Below are 24,287 nucleotides of genomic sequence, written 5' to 3'. Positions count from 1 at the left end.
CGTTTTGATTACATCGATAGAAATTTTATTTGAACATCCTGATTTTGTCGTCATTAACAAACCCTGTAATCTAGCAGTACAAAATGAAGCCCATCAATCGGGGATTTTGCCGATACTATGCAAGCAACTAAAGGTAGAACAGTTGTGGTTAGTACATAGACTCGACAAAGTAACATCAGGCATTTTGGTGTTGGCTAAACACCCACAAGCGGCCGCTAATTTTGGCCATATGTTTGAACAAAAGCAGATTGAAAAATTCTATTTAGCTATTTCCACGAAAAAACCCAAGAAAAAGCAAGGCGCTGTTAAAGGAGGGATGAAAAAAGTCCGCGATGGTAAATGGATGCTTAATAGCAGTAATACAAATGTTGCCATTAGCCAGTTTTTTAGTTTTTCACTTTCTGCAGGTATAAGAATGTTTTTAGTAAAACCTCTGACAGGAAAGACCCATCAAATTAGAGTGGCTCTAAAGAGTATAGGCAGCCCAATTTTAGGCGATGAATTATACAAAGGTGACAGCTCAGATCGTACCTATTTACACGCTTATTATTTACGGTTTACCTATCAAAATCAGCCCATCTGCATTCACTGTGCCCCCACTATCGGCCAAGCATTTATATCTGACCAAGCGATTACTCAAATAGCAGAGCTTGCCACTCCTTGGGCATTAAAGTGGCCACATATTAGATTGCCCCATGCAAAACATGCAGAATAATACTCCCTGGCCAGCGCCTAAGGTTGCCATTGTAGGTCAAGGTGCAATTGGTAGCTTAATTGGATTTAAATGCCAGAAACTTGGCTATGAGGTTCAACATCTCGTTAGAAGACAGCGCCAGCAATCATATTGTACTGTGACTGACTTAGCAGGTAAAACCCACCATCTAACGCCAAATACCGGTTTAATAACACAACCACAGCAATTTGACCTATTACTAGTGCCAGTGAAAGCCTACCAAGTATTACCCGTACTGCGTCAATTACAGTCTTTTATTACGCCCCAGCAAGTCATAGTACTCCTGCATAATGGCATGGGAACCACAGAGCAAGTTAAAGAGAGCTTCCCTAATAATCCACTGATCGCGGCGACCACAAGTTATGGCGCATTGAAACCCGATGCCAACACCCTGATTGAAACAGGCAAAGGCCACACACACTTTGGTTGGTTAGGCCAAGTTGATACCGCAACTAAACAGGCCATTGAGCCTGTGCTTTCGGCGTTACTTCCCCCTAGCTATTGGCATCAAGATATTAACTTGGCGTTATGGAAAAAATTGGCCATCAATGCGGTTATCAACCCTCTTAGCGCCATTCATAATGTAAGGAATGGCGAACTTGCAGATCACCAATACCAACGGGATATATCGACTCTTTGCGATGAGATTGCAAAAGTGATGACAGCACAAGGTTATTCAATAAGTAGCGCAGAGTTAAATAAAAATGCACAACAAGTCATAGCAGCCACAGCCAATAACTACTCATCCATGCATCAAGATCTGAAGTTCAACCGGAAAAGCGAAATCGAATTTATTACAGGCTATGTTTGCGCTAAAGCGAATGAGCTAAATTGCCCGGTACCATTTAATCAACGTTTGCTTGAACAAGTCACACGATTGGAATCTGTCAATTAGTGAAATAGGTACAAAAAAGCCAGCTACGAGAGCTGGCTTCAAAATGCTTTATTCTGGGATAGTCAGTTAAGGAGCAAAAATGCCCTTAATCATAAAGAAGAAGACAATCGACAAACCGGCACCTGCTGGTAATGTAATCACCCAAGACACCACAATATTTCTCACCACTCCTAAGTTAATCGCAGCGATCCCTCTGGCCATACCTACACCTAATACCGCGCCTACTAAGGTTTGCGTGGTAGAAATAGGCAATCCAGAACCCGATGCAATGACCACAGTACAGGCGGCGGCCAGTTCAGCGGCAAAGCCACGACTTGGGGTAAGGTGAGTAATGCCATTGCCTATGGTTTTAATCACTTTATGACCGAACAATGCCAAACCTGCCACTATGCCAATACCACCAAGCGGTAAAATCCACCAGACCAATGCCGCTTTCTTACCAATTTCACCGCCGCTTTCGACAATGCTAACCACAGCAGCTAAAGGACCTATAGCATTCGCCACATCATTTGAACCGTGTGCAAAAGCCATACAACAGGCTGTGACTATCATCAGCACAGCAAACACTTTCTCAACATTAACGAATTGTGCTTCTCTTTTGGTTGTTGGATCAATTTTTATGCGACTTATAAATAACCTTCCAGCGATACCCACTACCACAGCTATACCAATAGCAATAAAATAGTCTTGGCCATTAGGGATGTGTAATCCGACATGCTTCAGGCCTTTCTTGATTGTTACCAAAGCCATAACAAAACCGGCAAGAGCCATATAATAAGGCACATAACGCTTGGCGCTTTCAAATGGGTTGTCTGTATCAAAGATGAGTTTTTGTGCAGATTGGAATATTAAAAAAGCAATAAAGCCGGAGATAGCAGGAGTAATAACCCAACTTCCAACAATCCCACCCACTTTGCCCCACTCTACTGCATCGGCGCTCACGCCGACTGCCGCAAAACCCACAATAGCGCCAATAATGGAGTGAGTCGTTGATACCGGCCATCCAAGATACGAAGCAAACGCTAGCCAAACACCCGCCGCAAATAGCGCAGATATCATGCCAAAAACTAATAATTCTGGCGTGTTGATGAAATATGCCGAATCAATAATGCCTTTACGAATTGTCGAGGTCACTTCACCACCTGCCAAATAGGCACCGGCAAACTCAAATACCATGGCAATAAAAATGGCTTGCTTGATGGTTAGCGCTTTTGAACCTACCGAGGTACCCATAGCGTTGGCTACATCATTAGCCCCTATGCCCCATGCCATTAAAAAACCTACCAAAGCGGCGACTACGACTAATATAAAACCGTAACTGTTAATAATATCCATTGTCAGTATCTCTAGTTGGCTAACATCAATTCGAGGCGAGAACCGACTCGTTCGGAAATATCGGCCAACTCACCGACCCAATCAATAATGCTATATAAAAACATCACGTCTACTGGATTGAGATCTTTTTCAAGGGCTAACAATCCTCTACGTAGACTAATTTGCAATCTGTCCGTGTCGTCTTCAATTTTATCTAAGCGTTCAATCATATCTTCAACTAAACGTAACTCGCGGCCTCTAAAGCCTGTTTCAAGCAAATCATCCAGCTCATTAATAACTTTTTTTGCTTGACTGGTGGCATCTAAACAACGGTTTAAATACTCCAAAAACGACTTGTGAAGTTCTTTAGGAATAGCTAACTGGCGTCCTAATATGCGCCCTGATATATCCTTAGCTTTATTCGCAATTTTGTCTTGCTGAGTCAATAAATCCAATACGTCTTGACGCTGAATCGGCATAAAAATACCCTGAGGTAAATTAATCCGTAATTCACGTTTTATCTCATCTGCTTGCTTTTCTAGCTTTGAAATGGCTTTCTGCTGTTCTTGCGCAGTTTTCCAATCTTGCTCATACACAGCTTTAAAGAAGGGTAATAATCCATGACTGCATTTATGAACAATATTGATGTGGTCTTCTAGGGGTTTAAGCGGTGATTTTGCAAACACTCCCAAAAACGTATTTATTGGCATAACTTTTCTCTTCGATTTAGAACATTGTTAACGACAGATTATGTTTGAGGGTCGAACACTCAAATATAACCTTCAACTTTAAAATCACAACCACATTAACAAACGAATGTGGCATTATAATTACATAGAACACTTACTTTACACATTCTATGCATTGGGTAATTTGTTACCTTAATCAGTAAAATAAAACCTTACATCCAATATAGAATGGTTTAGGCTATTTGACAGAGCACGGGGCTCTTTGTTTTTTCACTCTATTACAGAAATGTGACACTTTTATGAAACCAATAATATTTACTTTAGTAGGACAAGATAAACCAGGGCTAATTAGCGATTTGGCCAAAACTGTGTACGCCATGGGTGGTAACTGGTTAGGCAGTAATTTTTCTCATATGGCGGGACATTTTGCCGGTTTTGTGCAAGTTGACATTCCCCTAGAAAAGCACCAAGTCCTTATGGAGCGATTATCTGAACACCCAGACTTAAAAATTCACTTATTACCTGGTGAGATCAGCCAAGATGACAAACTGCAAAGTGTCACAATCGATATCACCGGAAACGATAAATCTGGTATTGTTCAGGAATTAACTCAGATATTAAGTCAGTTTAATCTGAACATAATCAAGTTTGATTCACGTCTAGAAAGCGCGCCAAACTGGGGTGGAGAGCTGTTTAAAGCTAAAGCAACTATAGCTATTGCTGCAGACTTTGACTTAGATAGTCTCCAAGAAGCCTTAGAAAGTGTCGCGAATGATTTAATGGTCGATATTGAAATTCAGTAAATTCAAGAGTCACTGTCATTAGATTGTCACAAACGCCACACACCATTGACGCTGTTATTTAAGAAAAAAGAGTGAAGTATGTCAGACGTCATCAATCGTTACTTTCCCAGAGAACTTAGCCGGTTATTTTTTAACCAGTGAGTATTGCAAGAAGCCGCCGACCTAAACAATTCAATTGTTGAACGTATTCGTTTTCTGGGTATATATTCAAACAATATGGACGAGTTTTATCGGGTGCGGGTAGCTGGGGTTAAACGGAAAATAATCATCCACTTAAACGAAGACGAACGTGAGCAGGCAGAACAAACTAAAGTATTAATGGAATAAATTCAGGAAAAGGTCCTAGGCATGACTGAAGACTTTGAGCGAATTTACGCATGTATTGTGAAAGGTTTAGCCAGATACAATATATTTTTATATTGCCGAGAGTTTACAAGATGAAGCAATAGCTATTCTATTGTAAGTTCGGGCAACGCAGAGTAGGTGCTTTTAAACCTCGCCCAAAGGGAGAACACCAGCGACTTTGTTAGGTTGAATTGGTATTACAGCTAACGTCCCAGATACTCATCTATCAAAATCGATAATTTATCTTGTAGATGTTCTTCAAAATCATCAAGTTCTTTGCCAAATACCCGTAGGTACTTTTCAGCTTTATCATGATCTAGGCGTTTGTTATTGGTTTTATATTCTGTTTCGAGTAGAGATTTATCAAATCTTGGAATGATCACCCAGCGCACAAAGTCTGAGTCTAAGCTCGCCACTTCTTTTTTCGCGAACTTACAAAAACCTTCAATATGCTCAATGCCATCAGGGCCTAAGCATCCAGGTTCAACTCTAAATGTGACTGTTAGTTTTTTATATAAAGGTAAGGGTAACTCAAGTGTCATATGACTATCTCTAATCCATTAAAGCTCGGGCAAAAAATCTTAACTGGCTCAAATATCCGACAAAAAAGGTCAGGCACTAGGCCTAACCTTCATCGCTTCAAACTCATTTAGCAGATGGATGCCTGATAAATACTCTCAATTGACGAGTTCATTATCGCATCAAACTCAGCATCACTTTGCTTGGCACTGAGTCCCTCGGATAATGCTCTAGAGAAGCTCGCAATCATGCCGTTGTTTTCGGCCAACTTTTTATTCGCTTCTTCTCTTGAATAACCACCAGACAACGCCACCACTTTTAACACTTTTGGATGATTCACTAAATCTTGATAGAAGTTGGCATTCTCTGGCAAAGTTAATTTCAACATCACTTGTTGATCGGCACCCAAATTATCTAATTGGCCTAAGATAGCCCCTTTTAGCATAGCTTCAGCCGCGGCCTTTTCTGGACTATGAATATCCACTTCTGGCTCAATAATAGGCATTAAACCTGCGGCGAGAATTTGCTTAGCAACCTCAAACTGTTGCTCAACCAATGTATCAATCCCTGCATTATTGGCTAACTTAACCACAGAGCGCATTTTTGTTCCAAATACATCCTGCGCATTAGCTTTGGCCAATAAATTATCTAGCTCGGGTATCGCTTTTAAGAGCTGTACACCATTAGCTTCACTTTCTAAGCCTTTATCCACCTTTAAAAAAGGCACAACTTGCTTAACATTCCAAAGGTAATTAGCGGTGCTTTGACCTAAAATATCTCTATCTAGAGTGTTTTCAAATAATATCGCGCCTAACACACGTTCACCGTTGAACACCTTTGAGGTAATTATGCGAGTTCGCATTTCGTGTACCTTAGTGAACATTTCTGCATCACCTTGATATTCACTTTCTTCTACACCGTATAACCCTAATGCTTTAGGTGTACTACCACCGCTTTGATCTAATGCGGCAATAAAGCCATTTTGGGAATTAACTTTAGCAAGCATATCTAGTTGGGCTTGTGATGCCATGTGTAACACTCCTTTTTTGTTAGCCGATTCGCTGCGGCTGGTAGTGGTTAAAGATAGTTATTTTAGGCACTACGGCCTAGTGTTTAATGGCTCGATCTCGCTTCTAACATAGCCACGGCTGGTAATTCTTTACCTTCTACAAACTCTAGAAAAGCACCACCACCAGTAGATATATAGGAAATTTTGTCGCTTAAATTCCACTTATCAATTGCGGCAAGCGTATCACCACCACCGGCAATTGAAAATGCTTGGCTATCAGCAATAGCCCGTGCCACAACTTCTGTGCCTTTTGAGAAATTTTCAAACTCAAATACGCCACAGGGACCATTCCATAAAATAGTTTTTGCGTTTTTAAGGATATCCGCGACATTTTGAGCCGTTTGCGGGCCATAATCCATCACTTGTTCGTCATCTTGGACCTGGCTTACGTCTTTTACAATGGCCGCCTCAGTTTCAGAAAAATGTTTACCTACCCGCACATCGACTGTGTCTGGAATATCTAAGGAGTCCATCAAACGTTTTGCTTCTGGGATCAAATCTGCTTCATGCAAGGATTGTCCTACATTGTAACCTCGCGCCGCAATAAAGGTATTTGAAATACCGCCCCCAACCACTAGTTGATCGGCAATTTTTGATAGAGCATCTAATACCGTTAACTTGGTAGACACTTTTGAACCGCCTACAATGGCCACTAATGGGCGCTCTGGATTATGTAATGCTTTACCTAAGGCATTAAGCTCACCAGCGAGTAATGGGCCAGCGCAAGCAACAGGAGCATAGAGTCCAACACCGTGGGTAGATGCTTGAGCACGGTGCGCGGTGCCAAAGGCATCCATTACATAGATGTCGCATAATGCTGCATATTGCTTGGCTAAGGTAATATCGTCTTGTTTTTCGCCAAGATTAAAACGTACGTTTTCTAGCACTAATACTTCACCGGCTTGGGCTTCAACCCCTCCCAGGTATTCGGTAACTAAGCGTACATTCAATGTTGTATTTTGTTGTAAATAGTTAACCACAGGTTGCAATGAATATTTTTCAGCGTATTCACCTTCGGTTGGGCGACCTAGATGTGACATCACCATCACTTTGGCACCTGCTGCGACTGCGGCTTCGATAGTAGGCAACGACGCACGAATACGCGCATCTGAGGTGACGACTCCGTCTTTTACTGGCACATTAAGATCTTGGCGGATCAAGACACTTTTACCGGCTAAATCCAGTTCGGACATTTTTACTATAGACATAACTTACCTTGTAAATAATAACGGTTTAATTTGATTTTCTGTTAAACATAGCTAAAGCGGTGTCGATCATTCTATTTGCAAAGCCCCACTCGTTGTCACACCACACTAAGATTTTTACCAGTTGCTTGTGACTCACTCGTGTTTGGCTACCATCGACTATACAAGAATGAGGGTCGTGATTAAAATCAACTGATACTAAAGGTTCTTCTGTATAATCTAAAATACCTGCTAAGCGCCCTACTCTGGCTTGTTTTAATGCGTGGTTAACTTCATCTATACAGACATGTTTTTCTAAGGTGACACTCAAATCCATGGCCGACACATTAATAGTAGGTACACGCACTGCTATGGCTTCAAACTTGCCGGCAAATTTTGGCAGAATTCTTTCTATGCCGACTGCCAGTTTAGTGTCCACAGGAATAATCGACTGACTAGCAGCCCGGGTGCGGCGCAAATCGGGATGATAGGCATCAATCACTTGTTGGTCATGCATCGAAGAATGAATAGTCGTTACTGTGCCGCTGAGCACATTAAAAGCATCATCTAGCACTTGTATCACAGGTACAATACAATTAGTGGTACAGGAACCGCTTGAAACAATACGATCATCCGCTTTTAATTGATGATCGTTAATCCCGTAAATAACGGTGGCATCTAAGTCGGACCCACAAGGCTGAGAAAACAACACCTTTTTGGCACCTTGATCTAGATGCGCTTGTCCTGCCGCTCTATCGTTATACACACCACAGCATTCAAGTACTAAATCAATATCGAGTTGATGCCATGGCAAACCGCTAATGGTTGGGTGATTGAGTAATTGGATCTCATCCCCCGCCACCCGCAGTTTATCTTGCTCAAGCCCCACAGAGCAGGCAAAACGACCATGAGAAGTATCGTACTTCAATAAATGAGCAATGCCCTCAGAACTGGCTAATTCATTGATGGCTACCACTTGTACCTGACTATTCAACCCGGTCTCATACAATGCCCTGACAAGATTGCGTCCAATTCGCCCAAACCCGTTAATTGCAACTCGTAACATAGCACTCTTTAATTAGCAGCGAGGTATACACACCCCACAATTGCCTTTTTGAATATTTTAAAATAAAGGCGCTTAATAGCGCCTTTGAGATTGACTGACTTTTAATCTAAGTCTCTTACTGCGGCCACTACTGCCTCAGTGGTGATACCAAAGTGTTGCAGCAATGCCGCCCCCGGCGCAGATTCACCAAAGGAAGACATGCCTACAACGGCGCCATCAAAGCCAACGTATTTATGCCAAAAGTCCACATGGGCCGCTTCTACAGCGACACGTTTAGTGACAGCTCTAGGCAACACTGACTCGCGATAAGCGGCATCTTGCTGATCAAACACTGTTGTACTTGGCATAGATACTACCCGTACTGCCATACCTGCAGCGGTTAATTGCTCGGCCGCTGCAACAGTAATACCCACTTCTGAGCCGGTGGCAATCAAAATGGCATCAGGGGTTCCTGCACAATCTTTTAATACATAACCACCTTTAGCCACATTGGCCAATTGCGCAGCATCACGAGATTGCGCTGGCAATCCTTGACGACTAAACACTAAGGCTGAGGGGCCGTCTTTACGCTCAAGTGCCGCTTTCCACGCCACTGCAGTTTCTGCACCGTCACAAGGACGCCAAGTGGCAAGGTTTGGAGTAAGACGTAGGTTAGCCACCTGTTCGATAGGTTGGTGAGTAGGACCGTCTTCACCTTGACCAATTGAGTCATGAGTGTACACAAAGATATTTGGGATACCCATTAAGGATGCCATACGTACTGCATTGCGGGCATATTCCATAAACATCAAAAAGGTGGCCCCAAATGGACGGAATCCACCGTGCAGGCCAATACCGTTCATGATGCCGCACATACCAAATTCGCGCACACCGTAATATAAATAGTTGCCACTTGGATCTTCTGCTGAAATTCCTTTAGTGCCAGACCAAATAGTAAGGTTTGAACCCGCTAAATCAGCCGATCCACCTAATACTTCAGGTAACAAAGTCGCAAATTCTTCAATGGAATTTTGCGAGGCTTTACGGCTCGCCACATTTTCTGCTTTGTCTTGTGATGCTTGAATAAAGGCGTCCGCTTTTTCTGCAAAATCGACTGGTAAATCACCAGCTAAGCGACGAGTCAATTCACTCGCTAATTCTGGATGGGCTTGCTGGTATGCGGCAAATTGTTGGTTCCACGCTTGTTCTTTGGCGGCACCTGAGGCTTTGGCATCCCAACCAGCGTATACATCAGCAGGAATTTCAAAAGGTGCATGTGGCCAGCTAAGGAATTCACGGGCAGCTGTTATTTCATCAGCCCCTAATGGCGCACCGTGGCAATTATGAGTACCAGATTTATTCGGTGAACCAAAACCGATAATGGTTTTGCAGCAAATTAAGGTAGGTTTAGTGGTCTCGGCTTTCGCGGCGGCTATCGCGTTAGCAATAGCCTCTGGATCGTGTCCGTCGACATCGGCAATAACGTGCCAACCATAAGCTTCAAAACGCGCTGGCGTGTTATCGGTAAACCAACCTTCAACATGGCCATCGATGGAAATACCGTTATCGTCCCAAAATGCCACTAACTTACCTAAGCCTAAGGTGCCCGCTAACGAACAGGCTTCATGTGAGATCCCTTCCATCAAACAGCCGTCGCCTAAAAAGCAATAAGTGAAATGATCAACCACATCAAAATCGGGTTGATTAAATTGCGCCGCTAAGGTTTTTTCGGCAATGGCCATACCTACTGCGTTACTGATCCCCTGCCCCAACGGGCCTGTCGTGGTTTCCACGCCTGGTGCATACCCATATTCAGGATGCCCTGGGGTTTTAGAATGCAACTGACGAAAGTTCTTCAACTCTTCAATAGGTAAAGCGTATCCGGTCAAATGTAAAAGTGAATAAATCAACATCGAACCGTGGCCGTTAGATAACACAAACCTGTCTCTGTTGGCCCAATCAGGATTGTTTGGATTGTGTTGTAAATGGTCTGCCCACAACACTTGCGCTATGTCTGCCATGCCCATAGGCGCGCCTGGATGGCCTGAATTAGCTTGTTGTACCGCATCCATACTAAGGGCGCGAATGGCGTTGGCGAGTTCTTGACGTGATGACGACATGTAGTCTCCTGACTGATCCTATAAATGTGGCTATTGTAACCCATGGCTACAGACACCTAAGTAGCTGTATATTTTGTATTAGCCAGCCAGTAACTGCAATGCTAAATGGCTTCTGAATCGCTATTTTAATATGACTTTTATTTACACCATAGTAGAATAAATTACCTAGCCGTTTGGACGTCTAGAAGTAAAGACTGGTATTTTGAATTAAATTCGTTAGAATAGCCAAATATTTTTTTACTATGACTTTAAACTAAGGTGCTCAAATGACCTCACACTTATTTACCTCTGAATCTGTTTCTGAAGGACACCCAGACAAAATTGCAGATCAAATATCAGACGCCGTGTTAGATGCCATTTTAGCGCAAGATCCCAAGGCTAGAGTAGCCTGCGAGACCTTTGTTAAAACTGGTATGGTGTTAGTAGGTGGCGAAGTGACCACTTCTGCTTGGGTTGATATAGAAGAAATCACCCGAAAAACCGTAAAAGAAATTGGCTACGTGCATTCAGATATGGGCTTTGACGCTGACTCTTGTGCCATCTTAAATGCCATAGGTAAACAATCTCCCGATATCAACCAAGGCGTCGATCGCAGCTTACCAGAAGAGCAAGGTGCTGGTGATCAAGGATTAATGTTTGGTTACGCCAGTAACGAAACCGATGTGCTTATGCCTGCGCCTATCACCTACTCCCATCGCTTAGTAAAACGTCAATCAGAAGTTCGTAAGAGTGGCCAACTAGAGTGGTTACGCCCCGATGCCAAAAGCCAAGTTACATTTGTGTACGAGAACAATCAGCCAGTGGCTATTGATGCCGTGGTGTTATCTACTCAACATGACGAAAGTATAAGTACCGCAGACTTACGTGAAGCTGTGATGGAAGAAATAATTAAGCCTGTGCTACCTGAAAAGTGGTTAAGTAAACACACCAAGTATTTTATTAATCCTACGGGACGTTTTGTCATTGGTGGACCTATGGGAGATTGTGGCCTAACAGGTCGTAAAATTATTGTTGATACCTACGGCGGCATGGCCAGACATGGTGGCGGTGCATTTTCTGGTAAAGATCCATCAAAAGTGGATAGATCAGCCGCTTATGCAGGACGCTACGTGGCTAAAAACATCGTGGCCGCTGGCCTTGCCGACAAATGTGAAATTCAATTGTCATACGCAATTGGTGTAGCCGAGCCTACCTCTATCAATATTGAGACCTTTGGCACAGGTAAAGTTTCGAGTGATTTATTAGTTAAATTGGTCAGGGAACACTTTGAGCTTAGGCCTTATGGTTTACTTAAAATGCTCGACTTAGAGCGCCCTATCTATCAAGCCACAGCCGCCTATGGCCACTTTGGAAGAGCAGAATTTCCTTGGGAAAAAACCGATATTGCGGAAAAATTAAAAGCCAGTATTTAGATAGCCACAGTACAAACATAGTCTTAGATGAGACTATGTTTGTAGACCCTTCAAAATTCTGAGGAAAATTGATTTCTTGCCTGATGGGATACATGGTTTGAACTGATGCAAGAAGACACAAACACAACCCCCAATATCCCACGGGCAACGGCCAAAAGTTTATACATAGTAATAGCGGCTTAATATTTAATAAAAATAAAGGTTTCAAAGTGAAGTGAAACTTAATCATAAAGCAAATTCAAGGTATGATTAAGTTATTCACTAGATTTTAGGAATAAACTCTATGCCTCGTATTCACTTTATTTGTTTAATTTTTGTCATGCTCTTTTTGGTTTCATCCTGTGCTAAATCGCCATTAGGACGTAGTCAACTCAAACTGTACTCAAGCTCCCAGCTAGCAGGAATGGGCCAGCAAGCCTTTGCTGGTATGAAAACAGAACAAAAAGTCTCCAGCCGACCTGTGTCAAATCAATACGTACAATGTATTGCCGATGCTATTACTCAACACGTCCCAAAATCAGTCTTTAACGGTGTGTGGGAGCTCGTAGTTTTTGAATCTCCACAAATAAACGCCTTTGCATTACCCGGTGGTAAAATTGGGGTATATACAGGATTAATTGAATTAACTGACAATCAACATCAACTTGCCGCTGTTATTGGTCATGAAGTAGGTCATGTGATTGCAGAGCACGGCAATGAAAGAATGTCGAGTAGCGCACTAATTGGCGTAGGAATGGAAGTCACCAATCAACTTTTAAAAACCAATAAAATTGCTAGTAGCAATATGATCATGGCAGGCTTAGGCCTAGGTGTACAAGTTGGGGTGCAATTACCATTTGGCAGAACCCATGAATCAGAAGCCGACCTTATTGGATTAGATCTTATGGCCAAGGCGGGATTTGACCCACAACAATCTATTAACCTATGGCAGAAAATGGCCAAAGCTAGCGGGGGCAATCGCCAACCAGAACTATTGTCGACTCACCCACTACCCGCCACACGTATCGATAATCTGGCGAAAAACATGCCAAAAGCCCTACAAGCGTACGGCCACGCCACCAATAAACCTCGTTGCAAAATGTAAATACCAAAGAATTTGAACCACAGAGAACAACGAGAGCACAGAGAAAAGCAATTTTAACTTAACCATGCTTTCCTCTGTGAAGCGCAGCGCTCTGTGATGAATCGCTTTTTAGGAGATTTTTATCACCTCAATCACTAGTTTTCTTTGTGAACATGCACATCCATTTGTGGAAAGGGTATAGAGATCCCTTCAGCATCAAATCGCAATTTAACCGCTTCATTAAAATCAAACTTCACAGCCCAATAGTCTGCAGACGCAACCCAAGGACGCACCACAAAATTAACACTGCTATCTGCTAACTCTGCAACTGCCACGGTAGGAGCAGGATCTTTTAAAATACGCTCATCTGCGGCAATCATTTCATTCAGAATATTTTTAGCCTTCTTCAAATCACTGTCGTAACCAATACCAACTACCATATCCACTCGACGTGTTTCTTTAGCAGAATAGTTAATAATATTGCCATCATAAATACCACCATTAGGCACAATGACTTCTTTATTATCGCCCGTGGTCATAACGGTAGTAAAAATACTGATACTCTTAACCACACCCGTTGCGCCACCGGCTTCAATAAAATCACCTGCTTTAAAGGGTTTAAAAACAAGCAACATCACACCGGCTGCAAAGTTCTGCAGTGAACCACGTAAAGACAACCCAATTGCTAAACCTGCAGCGGCAAAAATAGCGGCCAAAGAAGTCGTATCGACCCCTAATTGATCTAATGCCGCAATAATAACAAAGAGCATTAACACGGCGCTGGCAATTGCTTTAACAAAATCAATTAGCATGTCTTCGTACTTAGAACGCGACATGATATTACCCAGCACATTGACTAAGATCCCAACAACAATTTTACCAATTATGTATATGGCAATTGCCAAGACAATATTTATTCCCCATGGAATAATATATGTATCAACAATTTTAGATAACTGTTCTTCATCAAATACCAACATTTTTCTCTCCTAACGTTTTTATTGTTAATGCCAATCCATTGTGAATGAATGAATAGAATAATCAATATGATAAACAAGCTTTATATACTTTCATGCAGATGTTTTAAAACTTGCCATTGCGGCTCACCTGCCAATTTTATTTATAGCTTAAAAAATCACTACACCTACATAAAAAATAATTTATTGGTTTTTAAAAAGTAAAAATAAAAATTAGTGTTATAATACAGCTCACCTATTTTTTGGTGGTCTAATATTTTTAAAGGAATTGAAAATGTTATTTGTGTGTCTATTAGCTATTTCATTGATATTACTTTTCGCTTTTTCTATGTCTAAAGAAAAAGGCAAAAATACTAAATTTGCTCGAAAAGGGGCTAATGCCATAGCCCAAGAAAATGTGTCGTCTCAATCTATTGATACGACGAACGTCATTGAAATAAACTAAACAACAATAAAAAGCGCGGCGGAATTGAACCATCCGCCTATGCTTAAACTTCAACTGTAATATTCCTCTTCTCTATGTTTCACTCTGTTGGTACCATTTAAAACCACTTCATATTATTGTCGACAGATAACATGCGCATCAGCAGAATTTATTATCCCTTTGAACTATCCACAGACACTTATGTCACTTTGACAGATGACGCCACTAATCACGTGGCCAACGTATTACGAGCTAAAACAGGTCAAGCTGTAGTGTTATTCAACGGTGACGGAAATGAATACAGTGCCGAGCTATCTGAAGTGGCAAAGCGTAAAGTGGTTGTAAGAGTTGACTCTAAGCTTTCAATTAACATTGAATCTCCACTTAGCATTCATCTTGGTCAAGGCGTTTCACGAGGCGATAGGATGGAATGGGTTATCCAAAAATCGGTAGAGTTAGGCGTTACTGAAATAACCCCTCTTATTACTGAGCGCTGTGGTGTAAAGCTCAACGAAGAACGCTGGGCCAAAAAGCATGAGCAATGGCAAAAATTAGCCATAGCCGCTTGCGAACAATGTGGCAGAAACGTGTTGCCGATATTACATTCCCCTCGTTTATTTGCAGATTGGATAAACGCATCCACCAACCAAGTACGTCTCACACTTCATCCTCGAGCAGAGAAAGCCTTCAGACATGTCACCATGCCTACCGCTGGTGCAAGATTATTGATTGGCCCTGAAGGGGGATTTTCAGATCAAGAAATTTATCAAACCGAGCAAAATGGCTTTCAAACTATTCAACTAGGGCCAAGGGTACTAAGAACCGAAACCGCAGCTATTACTGCGATATCGGCGTTACAGGCAATTCATGGCGATTTATAGCGCTCACTATTTAGTGCAAGATCCTCGTTTTAATAGTCCCATCTATTTTTTGCAATTGCTCAAATGCTTCTTCTGCATGATCCGTTTCAACATCAATCACCACATAACCAATATTTTCATTGGTTTGTAAGTATTGCGCTGCAATATTTAACCCTTTTTGCGCAAAAGCTTGGTTAATTTGGGTTAACACACCAGGTGCATTTTTATGGATATGTAACAAACGTGTGCGGTCAGTATGTTCAGGTAGAGACACTTCAGGAAAATTAACTGCCGATAATGTCGAACCATTGTCACTATATTTAGCTAATTTTCCTGCTACTTCGTAACCAATATTTTGTTGTGCTTCTTGAGTACTGCCACCGACATGAGGAGTAAGGATCACATTGTCGAATTTAGTCAAAGGTGACTCAAATAAATCTGCATTCGACTTAGGCTCTACAGGAAATACATCAATCGCCGCTCCTGATAACTTGCCACTTTGTAACGCTTTAGCTAGGGCATCAATATCGATCACTGTACCTCTAGCGTTATTTATCAAAATAGCCCCATCTTTCATCATGGCTAATTGTTTAGCGCCTATCATATTTTGAGTTTGTTCAGTTTCAGGCACATGTAGACTTACCACATCTGAGCTATTTAATAATTGTTTTAGGGTCTTAGTTTGAGTTGAATTTCCCAAAACCAATTTATCTTCGATATCAAAGAATTGCACCCGCATACCCAGATGTTCAGCCAAAATACTTAATTGGGTTCCTATATGTCCGTAGCCAATTATCCCTAAGGTTTTACCTCTGGCTTCATAGGAGCCAACAGCACTTTTATCCCAAATGCCTTTATGTGCCTTAGCATTTCTCTCTGGAACGCCACGTAGCAACAAAATAACTTGTGCAAGAGCGAGTTCAGCCACAGAGCGGGTATTTGAAAAGGGTGCATTGAAAACAGGGATACCACGTTTTTGAGTGGCAACTAAGTCAACTTGATTGGTACCAATACAAAAGCAACCCACAGCGACTAATTTGCTAGCCGCTGCAATAACATTTTCATTCAGCTGAGTTCTAGAGCGGATCCCCACAAAATGGACATCTTTAATTTTGGCTATCAATTCGTCTTCTGGAAGGGACGTTTTTAGGTACTCTATATTTTCATACCCATTAGCGATGAGGGTATCTAAGGTACTTTGATGCAAACCTTCAAGTAGTAATATTTTGATTTTTTCTTTTGGCAACGACACTTTGCTCATTAAAATTTCCACCTGGCTGTTTAATTTGAGACATCTGGACGTCTATATTTGTGTTTGAAAATAGCAGAAATTAGCTTGCTTAGATAGGCAAATATACCTAAATCCATAATAAAAAAGTAAGTATTTGAAATATAATTGTAATACTAAACCTTTCGACATTCCTTCCCCCGAGTTCGGGGTAAATAGTAAATTAGATCTAATTTAGGGCTAATTGGTTTTGCTACAATCATATATTTAGGAGAAATAAAATGGCCATCAAAGAGTTTAAAATAGTATTCAGTCAGTATCACCAAGGCTCGAGTTCGTTTATACACTTATTATCCAGTCCGACAGTTATCACGCGAGACGCGGCCATTCACCCTGATGATCCAGAAAAATTAAAAGCAGCAACAGATAAATCAGCTAAAAACATTAGCACCAAATTGGTTTTTCATGGCAGTCATAACGCCGATAAGGCCTTGCAACTAAACCAGCTGGCTAAACATACTAAACAGCATGTATGTTTCATAGACTGCAAAGGGTTAGTTGAAAACTACATTGGAGAAACCGAAAAAAACCTATCGCGGTTAGTTGCTCAAGCTGAAACAGAAAATTGGATATTGTACTTCGATGAAGCTGATGCCTTGTTTGGTAGCCGCACTGATGTTAAAAGTGCACATGACAAATACGTCAATCAAGACGTCAGTGATTTTTTCAAACGCCTTTCCCAATACTCTGGCCTATCAATTCTGTCGATGACAGAAAAACCCAAGTTGGATATCATCCAGTATGCCGTTGATAATGTGGTATCTTTTCGATAAAGCCACATACCCCCCGCATTTTAAAAAGCTATCAAGGTTAGAATTATGCACAAATATGAAGAACTATTTGTTTCATTACGTAAAGTCACCCGAGCCATCGGGCTCTATTCAAAAAAACTGTCAAAGGAAAGTGGCCTAACTACCCCACAACTTATTGTTTTAAAAGAAATATCTCAACATGGCGGATGGATGGTTAAAGATATAGCTCAAAGTATTAATCTTAGTTCAGCTACTGTCACTAGTATTTTAGATCGCTTAGAGGCGCGTAATTTGGTGATAAGGGAACGTTCAGTAACAGATAAGCGGAGGCTAGGCTTATACCTTACAGAGCAAGGCGAGACATTAGTCAATAATGCCCCTCGACCACTACAAACACATTTTATTGATCGTTTTGAAAGACTTCAAGATTGGGAACAAACCCAATTAGTTTCAACCATGCAACGCATAGCCTACATGATGGATGCTGAAAATTTAGATGCCGCACCCATGCTTGAGGTGGGGTTACTGCAAGAAACCACAACACCAGAATAGCTATACTGGTCGCATTTGAGGACAGATTAAATGTTAACAAAGCTCACTCCCATTCAAGCTCGGCTGATTGGGGTATTACTTGAAAAAGAAATCACCACGCCCGAACAATATCCATTATCACTCAACAGTTTAACACTAGGGTGCAATCAAAAAAGCAGCCGAGAACCAGTAATGGAATTGAGTGAAATAGAGGTGCAAAACACCATAGATGAATTAAAAGACAAGAAGCTGCTCCTCGAATACACGGGCGCAGGTAGCCGCGTAGTAAAATACAAACACAGATTCTGCAATACCGAGTTCAGTGATTTAAAATTTAGCCGCCAACAGTTGGCAATTATCTGCGTATTGTTATTGCGCGGCCCGCAAACCCCAGGAGAACTCAGAACTCGCAGCAACCGTTTGGCTGATTTTGCTAATGTCGAAGAAGTTGAAGCGACGCTCAATAAGTTACTGGACTTAAACGATGAACAATTAGTGATAAAACTTGGCAGAGAGCCGGGCAAACGCGACGCTCGCTATGCACACTTGTTTAGTGATGATAATGGGGTACACCTAGCTTCCATAACATCTGATACTCCAACCACAACCACCCATAGTCAAGACGAAGCAACAAGCTCGCCACAGGCCTTAGCGCGCATCACCCAACTAGAGCAACAAGTAGCGCAATTAACCAGTCAGCTATCAGAACTACAGGAAATGGTTGATATATTGAGTGAGTAAATCCCCTTCACCGCCACATTCTGTGATTAATTTAATTCTGTGGCGGTAATTAACCCGAGTTCGGGTTAATTAGGCACTGCAAGTACTTATTCTTCCAGCATTTTCTTCAATGTTGAGTGAAAATGCACTATGGCACTTTCGAACAAACCAAATTCCAAATACTGATTCGCCTTTGCTGCTAAACCTGCTTGGGCGCCAAAAATCATGGCTCTGTCTTCATCAATAGAAGAATTTGCCAGCGCTAAAGCTGCGTCTAATTGCTGTTTTTTCTGTTCGCAGCGGGTATCAACATTAGTCACCACATAGTTGGACTGAATAGTTTTATTTGCCGCCACAGGCTCAATACTAGTGATAACTCTAAAACCTGGATGGGTAGACACAATGACATTTGGAAATAACTGGTACACATAGGTTAATCGATTTTCTGCCAGCCACTGAGGTTGTGGCCGCTCTCTTAGTTTCTCAACAGAGCGATAGGGATAACAAACGCGGTTGTGGGGCCCAAAATGTTCAATAACATTCATATTGTCGTACTGCACCGGAAAAAATGATTTTGGGTGTGTGGCCTTGATGTGATATCCCTCAAGAAAACTCTCTAGAATAGTTTTCCAGTTGGCAGATAGTTCAGCTTGGGATTGGTCGTACAGGCGATACCCTTGTGGTACTAACTCTGGCAGGTTGTCCAGAGTGCTAATTGAATTGTCTTGATCTAAACAAACAAATATCAAACCTTGGGTTTCTATGGCTTTAACCGCCACTAGGCTTTTGTCACACTTGTTTATCTGAGGAAACCCATGTTCATGAGGAATGACTTTTAGCGTACCATCAACGTCATAAGTCCAAGCATGATAGGGACAAACAAACGCCTTTTTTCTGCCACTGCCAGACGCTACTTTAACCCCTCGGTGACGACAAGCATTACGAAAAACATTAGCTTGACCATTTTTATCTCTCACCACCACAAGTGGCACTCCTTGCACATCCCGCGTGGTGTATGAGCCATATTCAGGAATCGCTGCCGAAGGGCATAGCATTAGCGGTGTTTTTTCAAGCAACTTGTATTCTTCTTTAAATCTTTGCTCAGACCCATAATGTTCGGTGGGTTCGCGCCAAGTGGCACGCCCCATATCAGTGGTTTTATTATCTAAATGCGCAAAGATACGTTCAATCACCTGTGTATCGGTCATGAGTTCTTTGAGCGAACTGGCATTTTCTAGATTGATATCGCTAATTGACTTCATTTTGCGTCTCCGAATAATACACACCTAGCCTAATACTTTTAGATGGCCGTTGAACCACCGTCAACAGGTAAAGTAGCGCCTGTTGTAAAGCCCGCCGCGCCAGAACTTAAATACATCACAGCACTAACCACTTCATCAACTGTCCCTATTCTACCTACAGGATGCATGGCGCTAATTGCACGCGCTTGGTTTTCATCACCTTCTAGGGCTCGCTTTCTATACATATCGGTATCGATAACCGCAGGACAAACAGCATTGACTCTGATCCCTTTTTTGGCATATTCAACGGCTGCTGATTTAGTTAATCCCACTACCGCATGTTTGCTTGCGGCGTAAATACTCATTTTAGGAGCCGCACCTAAACCGGCAACAGAAGCGGTGTTAACAATGGCACCGCCTGCTGTTTTTAGCATCATTTTTAATTCTTGCTGCATACATAGCCACACACCTTTAACATTGATATCCATAATTTTATCAAACACTTGTTCCGAGCCTTCGGCTAACTTTTCTGTTTCGATATCAATTCCGGCATTGTTAAAGGCAATATCGAGGCGACCAAAGGATCCTTGAATAAAAGCAAACAGTGCTTGCACCGAATCACTATTGCTTACATCACAAGCATGAAAAACCGCAGCAAAACCTTGGATACGTAGCGCCTCTGCCACCTGTTCGCCGCCAGTATCTATGTCGGCTAGCACTACTTTGGCCCCTTGCGCCGCATAAGCCTGTGCTGCCGCTTCACCTATACCCGCGGCGGCACCTGTTACTAATACAATCTTGTCTTTAAAAGTATGTTGATTGGTCATCTGTTCACTCGTGTCTTTTTGTAGGTAACTAGACTATCAATACCCACCACAAACAAAAAATAGGTTTTCAACATGTTTACTTATTAATGAAATCAATAGCAATAACTGACCGACAGTAAATTTTAAGATATTCATACGCTTAGCTACTAAATTGAGTTTTTATTGCTACACTCTTAATTCATCAAGGCTAAGCATATTGCTGGGTCAATCACTGAGCATAACTATGATTACATTTACACTAAACGGTAAAAAAATGAGTACGGATGCCCCTGTTGATACTCCTTTATTGTGGGTTATTCGAGATGAATTTGGCTTAAAAGGCACCAAATTTGGATGCGGCATTGCCATGTGTGGTGCTTGTACCGTGCATCTAAATGGTAGTCCTGTGAGATCTTGCTCTATACCGATTAGTGCCCTTGATGGCGGTGCAATCACCACCATAGAAGGCCTTGAGAACAAACACCCTTTACAAAAAGCTTGGGTTGACCATCAAGTGCCGCAATGTGGTTACTGTCAATCGGGACAAATTATGCAAGCCTCGGCATTATTGGCCAACAACGCCAATCCTACAGATGCAGAAATAGTCAATCACATGAACGGAAACCTATGCCGATGCATGTCTTATAAACGTATTAAAGATGCCATCAAAGACGTCTCGTCAGCTAGTAGCAGCGTGGTAGAGATATTCGATCCTCAACGAGAAAACATCCTAGAAACCTCGCCACAACAGGAGTTAGTGTAAAATGACTCGCCTTAATAAAACTGAAAAGATTCAACAAGGCCGCCGTCAATTTTTAATAGGCACTGTGGGTACAGGTTTAGTGATGGCCTTTGCACCTGTGTTAACTTCACACTCATCGCAAGCTGCAGCTACTGCTTTGGCTGAAAAGCGCTTTAACCCCACAGTTTGGTTTGAAATAGATCAAACAGGCGCCATTTTGGTGAATATTTCACGGGCCGAAATGGGGCAACATGTAGGTACCGCCCTAGCCCGTATTGTCGCCGATGAATTAGGTGCTGATTGGAACAAAGTCTCGATAAAACATGTAGATACAGATCCTAAATGGGGATATATGGTTACAGGTGGCTCTTGGTCTGTGTGGCAATCTTACTTGCCTATGTCTCAAGCAGGTGCCGCTGGTAGAAGCGCTTTAATCGACGCGGCAGCACCGTTGCTTGGCGTAGCAGCCAGTGACTGCAGTACTCAAAACAGTCATGTGATATGTGGTAATAAGTCAATTAGCTTTGCCGACATCATTAATCAAGGCCAAATAGATAGAACCTTTAGCCCAGAAGAGCTGGCGAAGTTCACACCTAAAGATCCAAAAACCCGACAACTTATGTCAAAGCCCAGCAAGGCTCTAGATATACCGGCCAAATCCACGGGCACCGCAAAATATGGCATAGATGTAGAAATAGCAGGCATGGTATACGCCCGCCCGCTTATTCCTCCTACCCGTTATGGTTCAAAAGTGCTGAAGGTAAATGATAACAAAGCCACTAAAGTAAAAGGGTATTTAGGCTATGAAATACTCCAAGATCCCAGCGATATACTACAAGGTTGGGTATCGGTACTAGCAGATACGTACTACGGAGCAGTACGTGCAGCGCAGGCAATAGAAGTGGAGTATCAAGCCGGTGCCACAGCCCATGTCAGCGAGCAAGATCTTATCAAAGAAGGTGAAAAGCTGGTTGCCGATAAAACTTCCGGTGGGCGTTTTGTGGACTTTGGCGACATTGACAAGGCGGCCGCAACAGCTAAGAAATCGATTGATTCCACCTATCGCACCGCTTCTGCCCTGCACTTCGCATTAGAACCCGTTAATGCCGCAGTGGAATTCAAAGACGGCATTTGCCATGTACATACCGGAAATCAGTGGCAATCGTTATTTTTACCCGTTGTGGCAAAATCAGTGGGGCTCACCGACGACAAAGTGATTATTCACCAATATTATCTAGGTGGCGGTTTTGGTCGGCGCTTAGCCGGTGATTACATGCTACCCGCGGCGCTTACCGCTAAAGCCGTAGGTAAACCAGTGAAACTAGTATTTACCCGCGAAGATGACTCTCGGTTCGACTGTATTCGTTCGCCTTCTGTACAACATTTTGCCGCCTACTGGGATAGCAAAAACGCCTTACAAGGCATAGAACATGCTGCGGCCGCGGGCTGGCCAACCTTGACTATGGCACCGGGTTTTATGCCCGATAGCACAGACAAGAAAACCAAGGTTGATTCGTTTTCAATCAGCGGCGCCGATCATTGGTATAGCCTAAGGCATCACAGAGTACGCGCTATCAACAATCCATTGGCTCAAAAAACCTTTGTACCTGGTTGGTTAAGAGCTGTTGGACCAGGGTGGATTGCATGGGGCGTGGAGTCTTTTATGGATGAAGTTGCTCATGCACAAAATACCGATACCATAGATTTTCGACTGCAATTATTAGATGCCAAAGGTAAAAACGCCGGAGATAATTCTGTCTCTGTAGGGGGTGCAAAACGTCTCGCACATGTATTACAACAAACAAAAATAAAATCGGGATGGGGTAAAACCTTACCTAAAAATGAAGGACTAGGGGTAGCCATAGCAGCAGGACAAGAGCGCACTATGCCTACATGGAGTGCTTGTGTGGCACACGTTAGGGTCGACCCTGCGACCGGCGCAGTAAAAGTGTTAAAACTGACCAGCGTAATGGACTGCGGTACTGTAGTACATCCCGATGGGGCATTAGCCCAAACCGAAGGCGCGATGCTTTGGGGATTAAGCCTTGCGTTACACGAAGGTACGGCCATCAAAGACGGCCAAGTAGCCGATACTAACCTAAATAGTTACACCCCGCTGCGCATGGCAGATGTACCTGAACTAGACATTAGTTTTGTAGAAAACACCGAAATCCCCACCGGATTAGGTGAGCCAGGTTTAATCGCGGTGGCCCCCGCTATAGGCAACGCGATATTTAACGCCGTAGGTGTTAGAGCCCGTGAAATCCCTATTACTCCTCAAGGGATAAAAGCCTTACTGTAGCGCCAGCGCATGCTTTTTTTTATGCCCTGGCGGGCAGTGCCCGTTAGGGCAGGTTTCACATAGAATCCCTTCTATGGGACTTACATGGATTTAAGAAGGTAGAATAAGTCAGGAGCAGTTATTGAGGTGCCTGTAGGCGTTAGCGCATGCCCTTTTTATGCCCTAACGGGCACTGCCCTCCGTGGCAGGTTTCACACAGAATCCCTTCTTTGCGACCTACTTTTTTTCAACAGCCAAAAAAAGTAGGCAAAAAAGGCTGCTCGACACAATGCTCTTCATCCAACCATCACGGTAATTTAGCAGGTCGCGCTGAGCCGTTCCAGACGGCGCACCGCTCAATTGCCTATCCATGGCAATTGCCCTACTAAATTACCGTGATAGTCGGCGAGCATTCATTCGAGGGTAAATCAAGAGCATCGGCTACGCCGATAAAGCTTTGTTTTCTTTGGTGGC

Annotated in this window: 23 protein-coding genes and 1 pseudogene; 13 read left to right on the top strand and 11 right to left on the bottom strand. The window is 42.6% G+C overall.

What is annotated here, in order from left to right; genetic code table 11:
• Positions 1–4: 4 nt before the first annotated feature.
• A complete protein-coding gene (locus tag Q0688_RS04330) occupies positions 5–715 on the top strand; it encodes a TIGR01621 family pseudouridine synthase (protein WP_299073522.1) in 711 nt (236 codons plus the stop codon).
• A complete protein-coding gene (locus Q0688_RS04325; RefSeq protein ID WP_299073520.1) occupies positions 696–1,628 on the top strand; it encodes a 2-dehydropantoate 2-reductase in 933 nt (310 codons plus the stop codon). Before Q0688_RS04330 ends, Q0688_RS04325 begins: the two co-directional genes overlap by 20 nt.
• A 66-nt stretch (positions 1,629–1,694) precedes the next feature.
• Here Q0688_RS04325 and Q0688_RS04320 read toward each other — a convergent pair whose 3' ends face one another.
• Both Q0688_RS04320 and Q0688_RS04315 read right to left on the bottom strand, forming a co-directional pair.
• Complete coding sequence (locus Q0688_RS04320; RefSeq protein ID WP_299073518.1) at positions 1,695–2,963, bottom strand: inorganic phosphate transporter; 1,269 nt, start codon at positions 2,961–2,963, stop codon at positions 1,695–1,697.
• An 11-nt stretch (positions 2,964–2,974) separates the two neighbouring features.
• Positions 2,975–3,652, bottom strand: coding sequence for a TIGR00153 family protein (locus tag Q0688_RS04315; RefSeq protein WP_299073516.1), 678 nt, complete (start codon positions 3,650–3,652; stop codon positions 2,975–2,977).
• 278 nt (positions 3,653–3,930) lie between these two features.
• Here Q0688_RS04315 and Q0688_RS04310 point away from each other — a divergent pair, with 278 nt between their 5' ends.
• Positions 3,931–4,434, top strand: a complete 504-nt coding sequence (locus tag Q0688_RS04310; RefSeq protein ID WP_299073514.1) for an ACT domain-containing protein — start codon at positions 3,931–3,933, stop codon at positions 4,432–4,434.
• A 78-nt stretch (positions 4,435–4,512) separates the two neighbouring features.
• A pseudogene (locus Q0688_RS04305) lies at positions 4,513–4,851 on the top strand (polyphosphate kinase 1); the annotation flags it as partial.
• Between the two features lie 131 nt (positions 4,852–4,982).
• Here Q0688_RS04305 and Q0688_RS04300 read toward each other — a convergent pair.
• The 5 genes from Q0688_RS04300 to tkt form a co-directional block, all read right to left on the bottom strand.
• Complete coding sequence (locus tag Q0688_RS04300; RefSeq protein WP_299073512.1) at positions 4,983–5,321, bottom strand: hypothetical protein; 339 nt, start codon at positions 5,319–5,321, stop codon at positions 4,983–4,985.
• Positions 5,322–5,428: 107 nt separating this feature from the next.
• The gene (locus Q0688_RS04295; protein ID WP_299073510.1) at positions 5,429–6,328 is read right to left on the bottom strand and encodes a fructose bisphosphate aldolase; all 900 of its coding nucleotides are present in this window, start codon (positions 6,326–6,328) and stop codon (positions 5,429–5,431) included.
• A gap of 83 nt (positions 6,329–6,411) precedes the next feature.
• Positions 6,412–7,575, bottom strand: a complete 1,164-nt coding sequence (locus Q0688_RS04290; protein WP_299073508.1) for a phosphoglycerate kinase — start codon at positions 7,573–7,575, stop codon at positions 6,412–6,414.
• 25 nt (positions 7,576–7,600) lie between these two features.
• Complete coding sequence (gene epd, locus Q0688_RS04285) at positions 7,601–8,617, bottom strand: erythrose-4-phosphate dehydrogenase (protein ID WP_299073506.1); 1,017 nt, start codon at positions 8,615–8,617, stop codon at positions 7,601–7,603.
• 101 nt (positions 8,618–8,718) lie between these two features.
• Positions 8,719–10,716, bottom strand: coding sequence for a transketolase (gene tkt, locus Q0688_RS04280; protein WP_299073503.1), 1,998 nt, complete (start codon positions 10,714–10,716; stop codon positions 8,719–8,721).
• Between the two features lie 266 nt (positions 10,717–10,982).
• On the opposite strand from tkt, the gene metK reads away from it, so the two are divergent.
• Both metK and Q0688_RS04270 read left to right on the top strand, forming a co-directional pair.
• On the top strand, positions 10,983–12,128 hold the full coding sequence (gene metK, locus Q0688_RS04275) for a methionine adenosyltransferase (RefSeq protein WP_299073501.1): 1,146 nt from the start codon (positions 10,983–10,985) through the stop codon (positions 12,126–12,128).
• 283 nt (positions 12,129–12,411) lie between these two features.
• Complete coding sequence (locus Q0688_RS04270; RefSeq protein ID WP_299073499.1) at positions 12,412–13,212, top strand: M48 family metallopeptidase; 801 nt, start codon at positions 12,412–12,414, stop codon at positions 13,210–13,212.
• Positions 13,213–13,346: 134 nt separating this feature from the next.
• On the opposite strand, the gene Q0688_RS04265 is transcribed toward Q0688_RS04270, so the two are convergent.
• Positions 13,347–14,171 carry a mechanosensitive ion channel domain-containing protein gene (locus Q0688_RS04265; protein WP_299073497.1) on the bottom strand — a complete coding sequence of 275 codons (825 nt, stop codon included), beginning with the start codon at positions 14,169–14,171 and terminating at the stop codon, positions 13,347–13,349.
• Between the two features lie 271 nt (positions 14,172–14,442).
• On the opposite strand from Q0688_RS04265, the gene Q0688_RS04260 reads away from it, so the two are divergent.
• Positions 14,443–14,613 carry a hypothetical protein gene (locus Q0688_RS04260; RefSeq protein ID WP_299073495.1) on the top strand — a complete coding sequence of 57 codons (171 nt, stop codon included), beginning with the start codon at positions 14,443–14,445 and terminating at the stop codon, positions 14,611–14,613.
• A 131-nt stretch (positions 14,614–14,744) separates the two neighbouring features.
• Positions 14,745–15,473 carry a 16S rRNA (uracil(1498)-N(3))-methyltransferase gene (locus Q0688_RS04255; protein ID WP_299073493.1) on the top strand — a complete coding sequence of 243 codons (729 nt, stop codon included), beginning with the start codon at positions 14,745–14,747 and terminating at the stop codon, positions 15,471–15,473.
• Positions 15,474–15,483: 10 nt separating this feature from the next.
• Here Q0688_RS04255 and serA read toward each other — a convergent pair whose 3' ends face one another.
• Complete coding sequence (serA, locus tag Q0688_RS04250) at positions 15,484–16,713, bottom strand: phosphoglycerate dehydrogenase (RefSeq protein WP_299073491.1); 1,230 nt, start codon at positions 16,711–16,713, stop codon at positions 15,484–15,486.
• A gap of 248 nt (positions 16,714–16,961) precedes the next feature.
• Here serA and Q0688_RS04245 point away from each other — a divergent pair, with 248 nt between their 5' ends.
• The 3 genes from Q0688_RS04245 to Q0688_RS04235 are packed head-to-tail and all read left to right on the top strand — an operon-like array spanning position 16,962 to position 18,764.
• The gene (locus tag Q0688_RS04245; RefSeq protein WP_299073489.1) at positions 16,962–17,513 is read left to right on the top strand and encodes an AAA family ATPase; all 552 of its coding nucleotides are present in this window, start codon (positions 16,962–16,964) and stop codon (positions 17,511–17,513) included.
• Positions 17,514–17,558: 45 nt separating this feature from the next.
• The gene (locus tag Q0688_RS04240; protein ID WP_299073487.1) at positions 17,559–18,044 is read left to right on the top strand and encodes a MarR family transcriptional regulator; all 486 of its coding nucleotides are present in this window, start codon (positions 17,559–17,561) and stop codon (positions 18,042–18,044) included.
• 30 nt (positions 18,045–18,074) lie between these two features.
• Positions 18,075–18,764, top strand: a complete 690-nt coding sequence (locus Q0688_RS04235) for a YceH family protein (protein WP_299073485.1) — start codon at positions 18,075–18,077, stop codon at positions 18,762–18,764.
• A gap of 86 nt (positions 18,765–18,850) precedes the next feature.
• Here Q0688_RS04235 and Q0688_RS04230 read toward each other — a convergent pair whose 3' ends face one another.
• Both Q0688_RS04230 and Q0688_RS04225 read right to left on the bottom strand, forming a co-directional pair.
• The gene (locus tag Q0688_RS04230) at positions 18,851–20,005 is read right to left on the bottom strand and encodes an aromatic ring-hydroxylating dioxygenase subunit alpha (protein ID WP_299073483.1); all 1,155 of its coding nucleotides are present in this window, start codon (positions 20,003–20,005) and stop codon (positions 18,851–18,853) included.
• Between the two features lie 38 nt (positions 20,006–20,043).
• Positions 20,044–20,811: an SDR family oxidoreductase gene (locus Q0688_RS04225; RefSeq protein WP_299073481.1), complete on the bottom strand. Its 768-nt coding sequence runs from the start codon at positions 20,809–20,811 to the stop codon at positions 20,044–20,046.
• 223 nt (positions 20,812–21,034) lie between these two features.
• Between Q0688_RS04225 and Q0688_RS04220 the strand changes: the two genes are divergently transcribed.
• A complete protein-coding gene (locus Q0688_RS04220; protein WP_299073479.1) occupies positions 21,035–21,553 on the top strand; it encodes a (2Fe-2S)-binding protein in 519 nt (172 codons plus the stop codon).
• A 1-nt stretch (position 21,554) separates the two neighbouring features.
• Positions 21,555–23,834, top strand: a complete 2,280-nt coding sequence (locus Q0688_RS04215) for a molybdopterin cofactor-binding domain-containing protein (protein ID WP_299073477.1) — start codon at positions 21,555–21,557, stop codon at positions 23,832–23,834.
• The last annotated feature ends 453 nt before the right edge of the window (positions 23,835–24,287 follow it).

Origin of the sequence: uncultured Paraglaciecola sp., assembly GCF_937123705.1 — a bacterium.
Taxonomy (GTDB): domain Bacteria; phylum Pseudomonadota; class Gammaproteobacteria; order Enterobacterales; family Alteromonadaceae; genus Paraglaciecola.
The sequence above is the reverse complement of the archived record's forward strand: the minus strand, read 5'-3'. Positions and strand labels throughout refer to the sequence as shown.

Bases quoted from the DNA above. Each gene is read 5' to 3' on its own strand.
- Q0688_RS04325 (WP_299073520.1), top strand. From the start codon at position 696: ATGCAAAACATGCAGAATAATACTCCCTGGCCAGCGCCTAAGGTTGCC.
- Q0688_RS04320 (WP_299073518.1), bottom strand. From the start codon at position 2,963: ATGGATATTATTAACAGTTACGGTTTTATATTAGTCGTAGTCGCCGCT.
- Q0688_RS04315 (WP_299073516.1), bottom strand. From the start codon at position 3,652: ATGCCAATAAATACGTTTTTGGGAGTGTTTGCAAAATCACCGCTTAAA.
- Q0688_RS04310 (WP_299073514.1), top strand. From the start codon at position 3,931: ATGAAACCAATAATATTTACTTTAGTAGGACAAGATAAACCAGGGCTA.
- Q0688_RS04300 (WP_299073512.1), bottom strand. From the start codon at position 5,321: ATGACACTTGAGTTACCCTTACCTTTATATAAAAAACTAACAGTCACA.
- Q0688_RS04295 (WP_299073510.1), bottom strand. From the start codon at position 6,328: ATGGCATCACAAGCCCAACTAGATATGCTTGCTAAAGTTAATTCCCAA.
- Q0688_RS04290 (WP_299073508.1), bottom strand. From the start codon at position 7,575: ATGTCTATAGTAAAAATGTCCGAACTGGATTTAGCCGGTAAAAGTGTC.
- epd (WP_299073506.1), bottom strand. From the start codon at position 8,617: ATGTTACGAGTTGCAATTAACGGGTTTGGGCGAATTGGACGCAATCTT.
- tkt (WP_299073503.1), bottom strand. From the start codon at position 10,716: ATGTCGTCATCACGTCAAGAACTCGCCAACGCCATTCGCGCCCTTAGT.
- metK (WP_299073501.1), top strand. From the start codon at position 10,983: ATGACCTCACACTTATTTACCTCTGAATCTGTTTCTGAAGGACACCCA.
- Q0688_RS04270 (WP_299073499.1), top strand. From the start codon at position 12,412: ATGCCTCGTATTCACTTTATTTGTTTAATTTTTGTCATGCTCTTTTTG.
- Q0688_RS04265 (WP_299073497.1), bottom strand. From the start codon at position 14,171: ATGTTGGTATTTGATGAAGAACAGTTATCTAAAATTGTTGATACATAT.
- Q0688_RS04260 (WP_299073495.1), top strand. From the start codon at position 14,443: ATGTTATTTGTGTGTCTATTAGCTATTTCATTGATATTACTTTTCGCT.
- Q0688_RS04255 (WP_299073493.1), top strand. From the start codon at position 14,745: ATGCGCATCAGCAGAATTTATTATCCCTTTGAACTATCCACAGACACT.
- serA (WP_299073491.1), bottom strand. From the start codon at position 16,713: ATGAGCAAAGTGTCGTTGCCAAAAGAAAAAATCAAAATATTACTACTT.
- Q0688_RS04245 (WP_299073489.1), top strand. From the start codon at position 16,962: ATGGCCATCAAAGAGTTTAAAATAGTATTCAGTCAGTATCACCAAGGC.
- Q0688_RS04240 (WP_299073487.1), top strand. From the start codon at position 17,559: ATGCACAAATATGAAGAACTATTTGTTTCATTACGTAAAGTCACCCGA.
- Q0688_RS04235 (WP_299073485.1), top strand. From the start codon at position 18,075: ATGTTAACAAAGCTCACTCCCATTCAAGCTCGGCTGATTGGGGTATTA.
- Q0688_RS04230 (WP_299073483.1), bottom strand. From the start codon at position 20,005: ATGAAGTCAATTAGCGATATCAATCTAGAAAATGCCAGTTCGCTCAAA.
- Q0688_RS04225 (WP_299073481.1), bottom strand. From the start codon at position 20,811: ATGACCAATCAACATACTTTTAAAGACAAGATTGTATTAGTAACAGGT.
- Q0688_RS04220 (WP_299073479.1), top strand. From the start codon at position 21,035: ATGATTACATTTACACTAAACGGTAAAAAAATGAGTACGGATGCCCCT.
- Q0688_RS04215 (WP_299073477.1), top strand. From the start codon at position 21,555: ATGACTCGCCTTAATAAAACTGAAAAGATTCAACAAGGCCGCCGTCAA.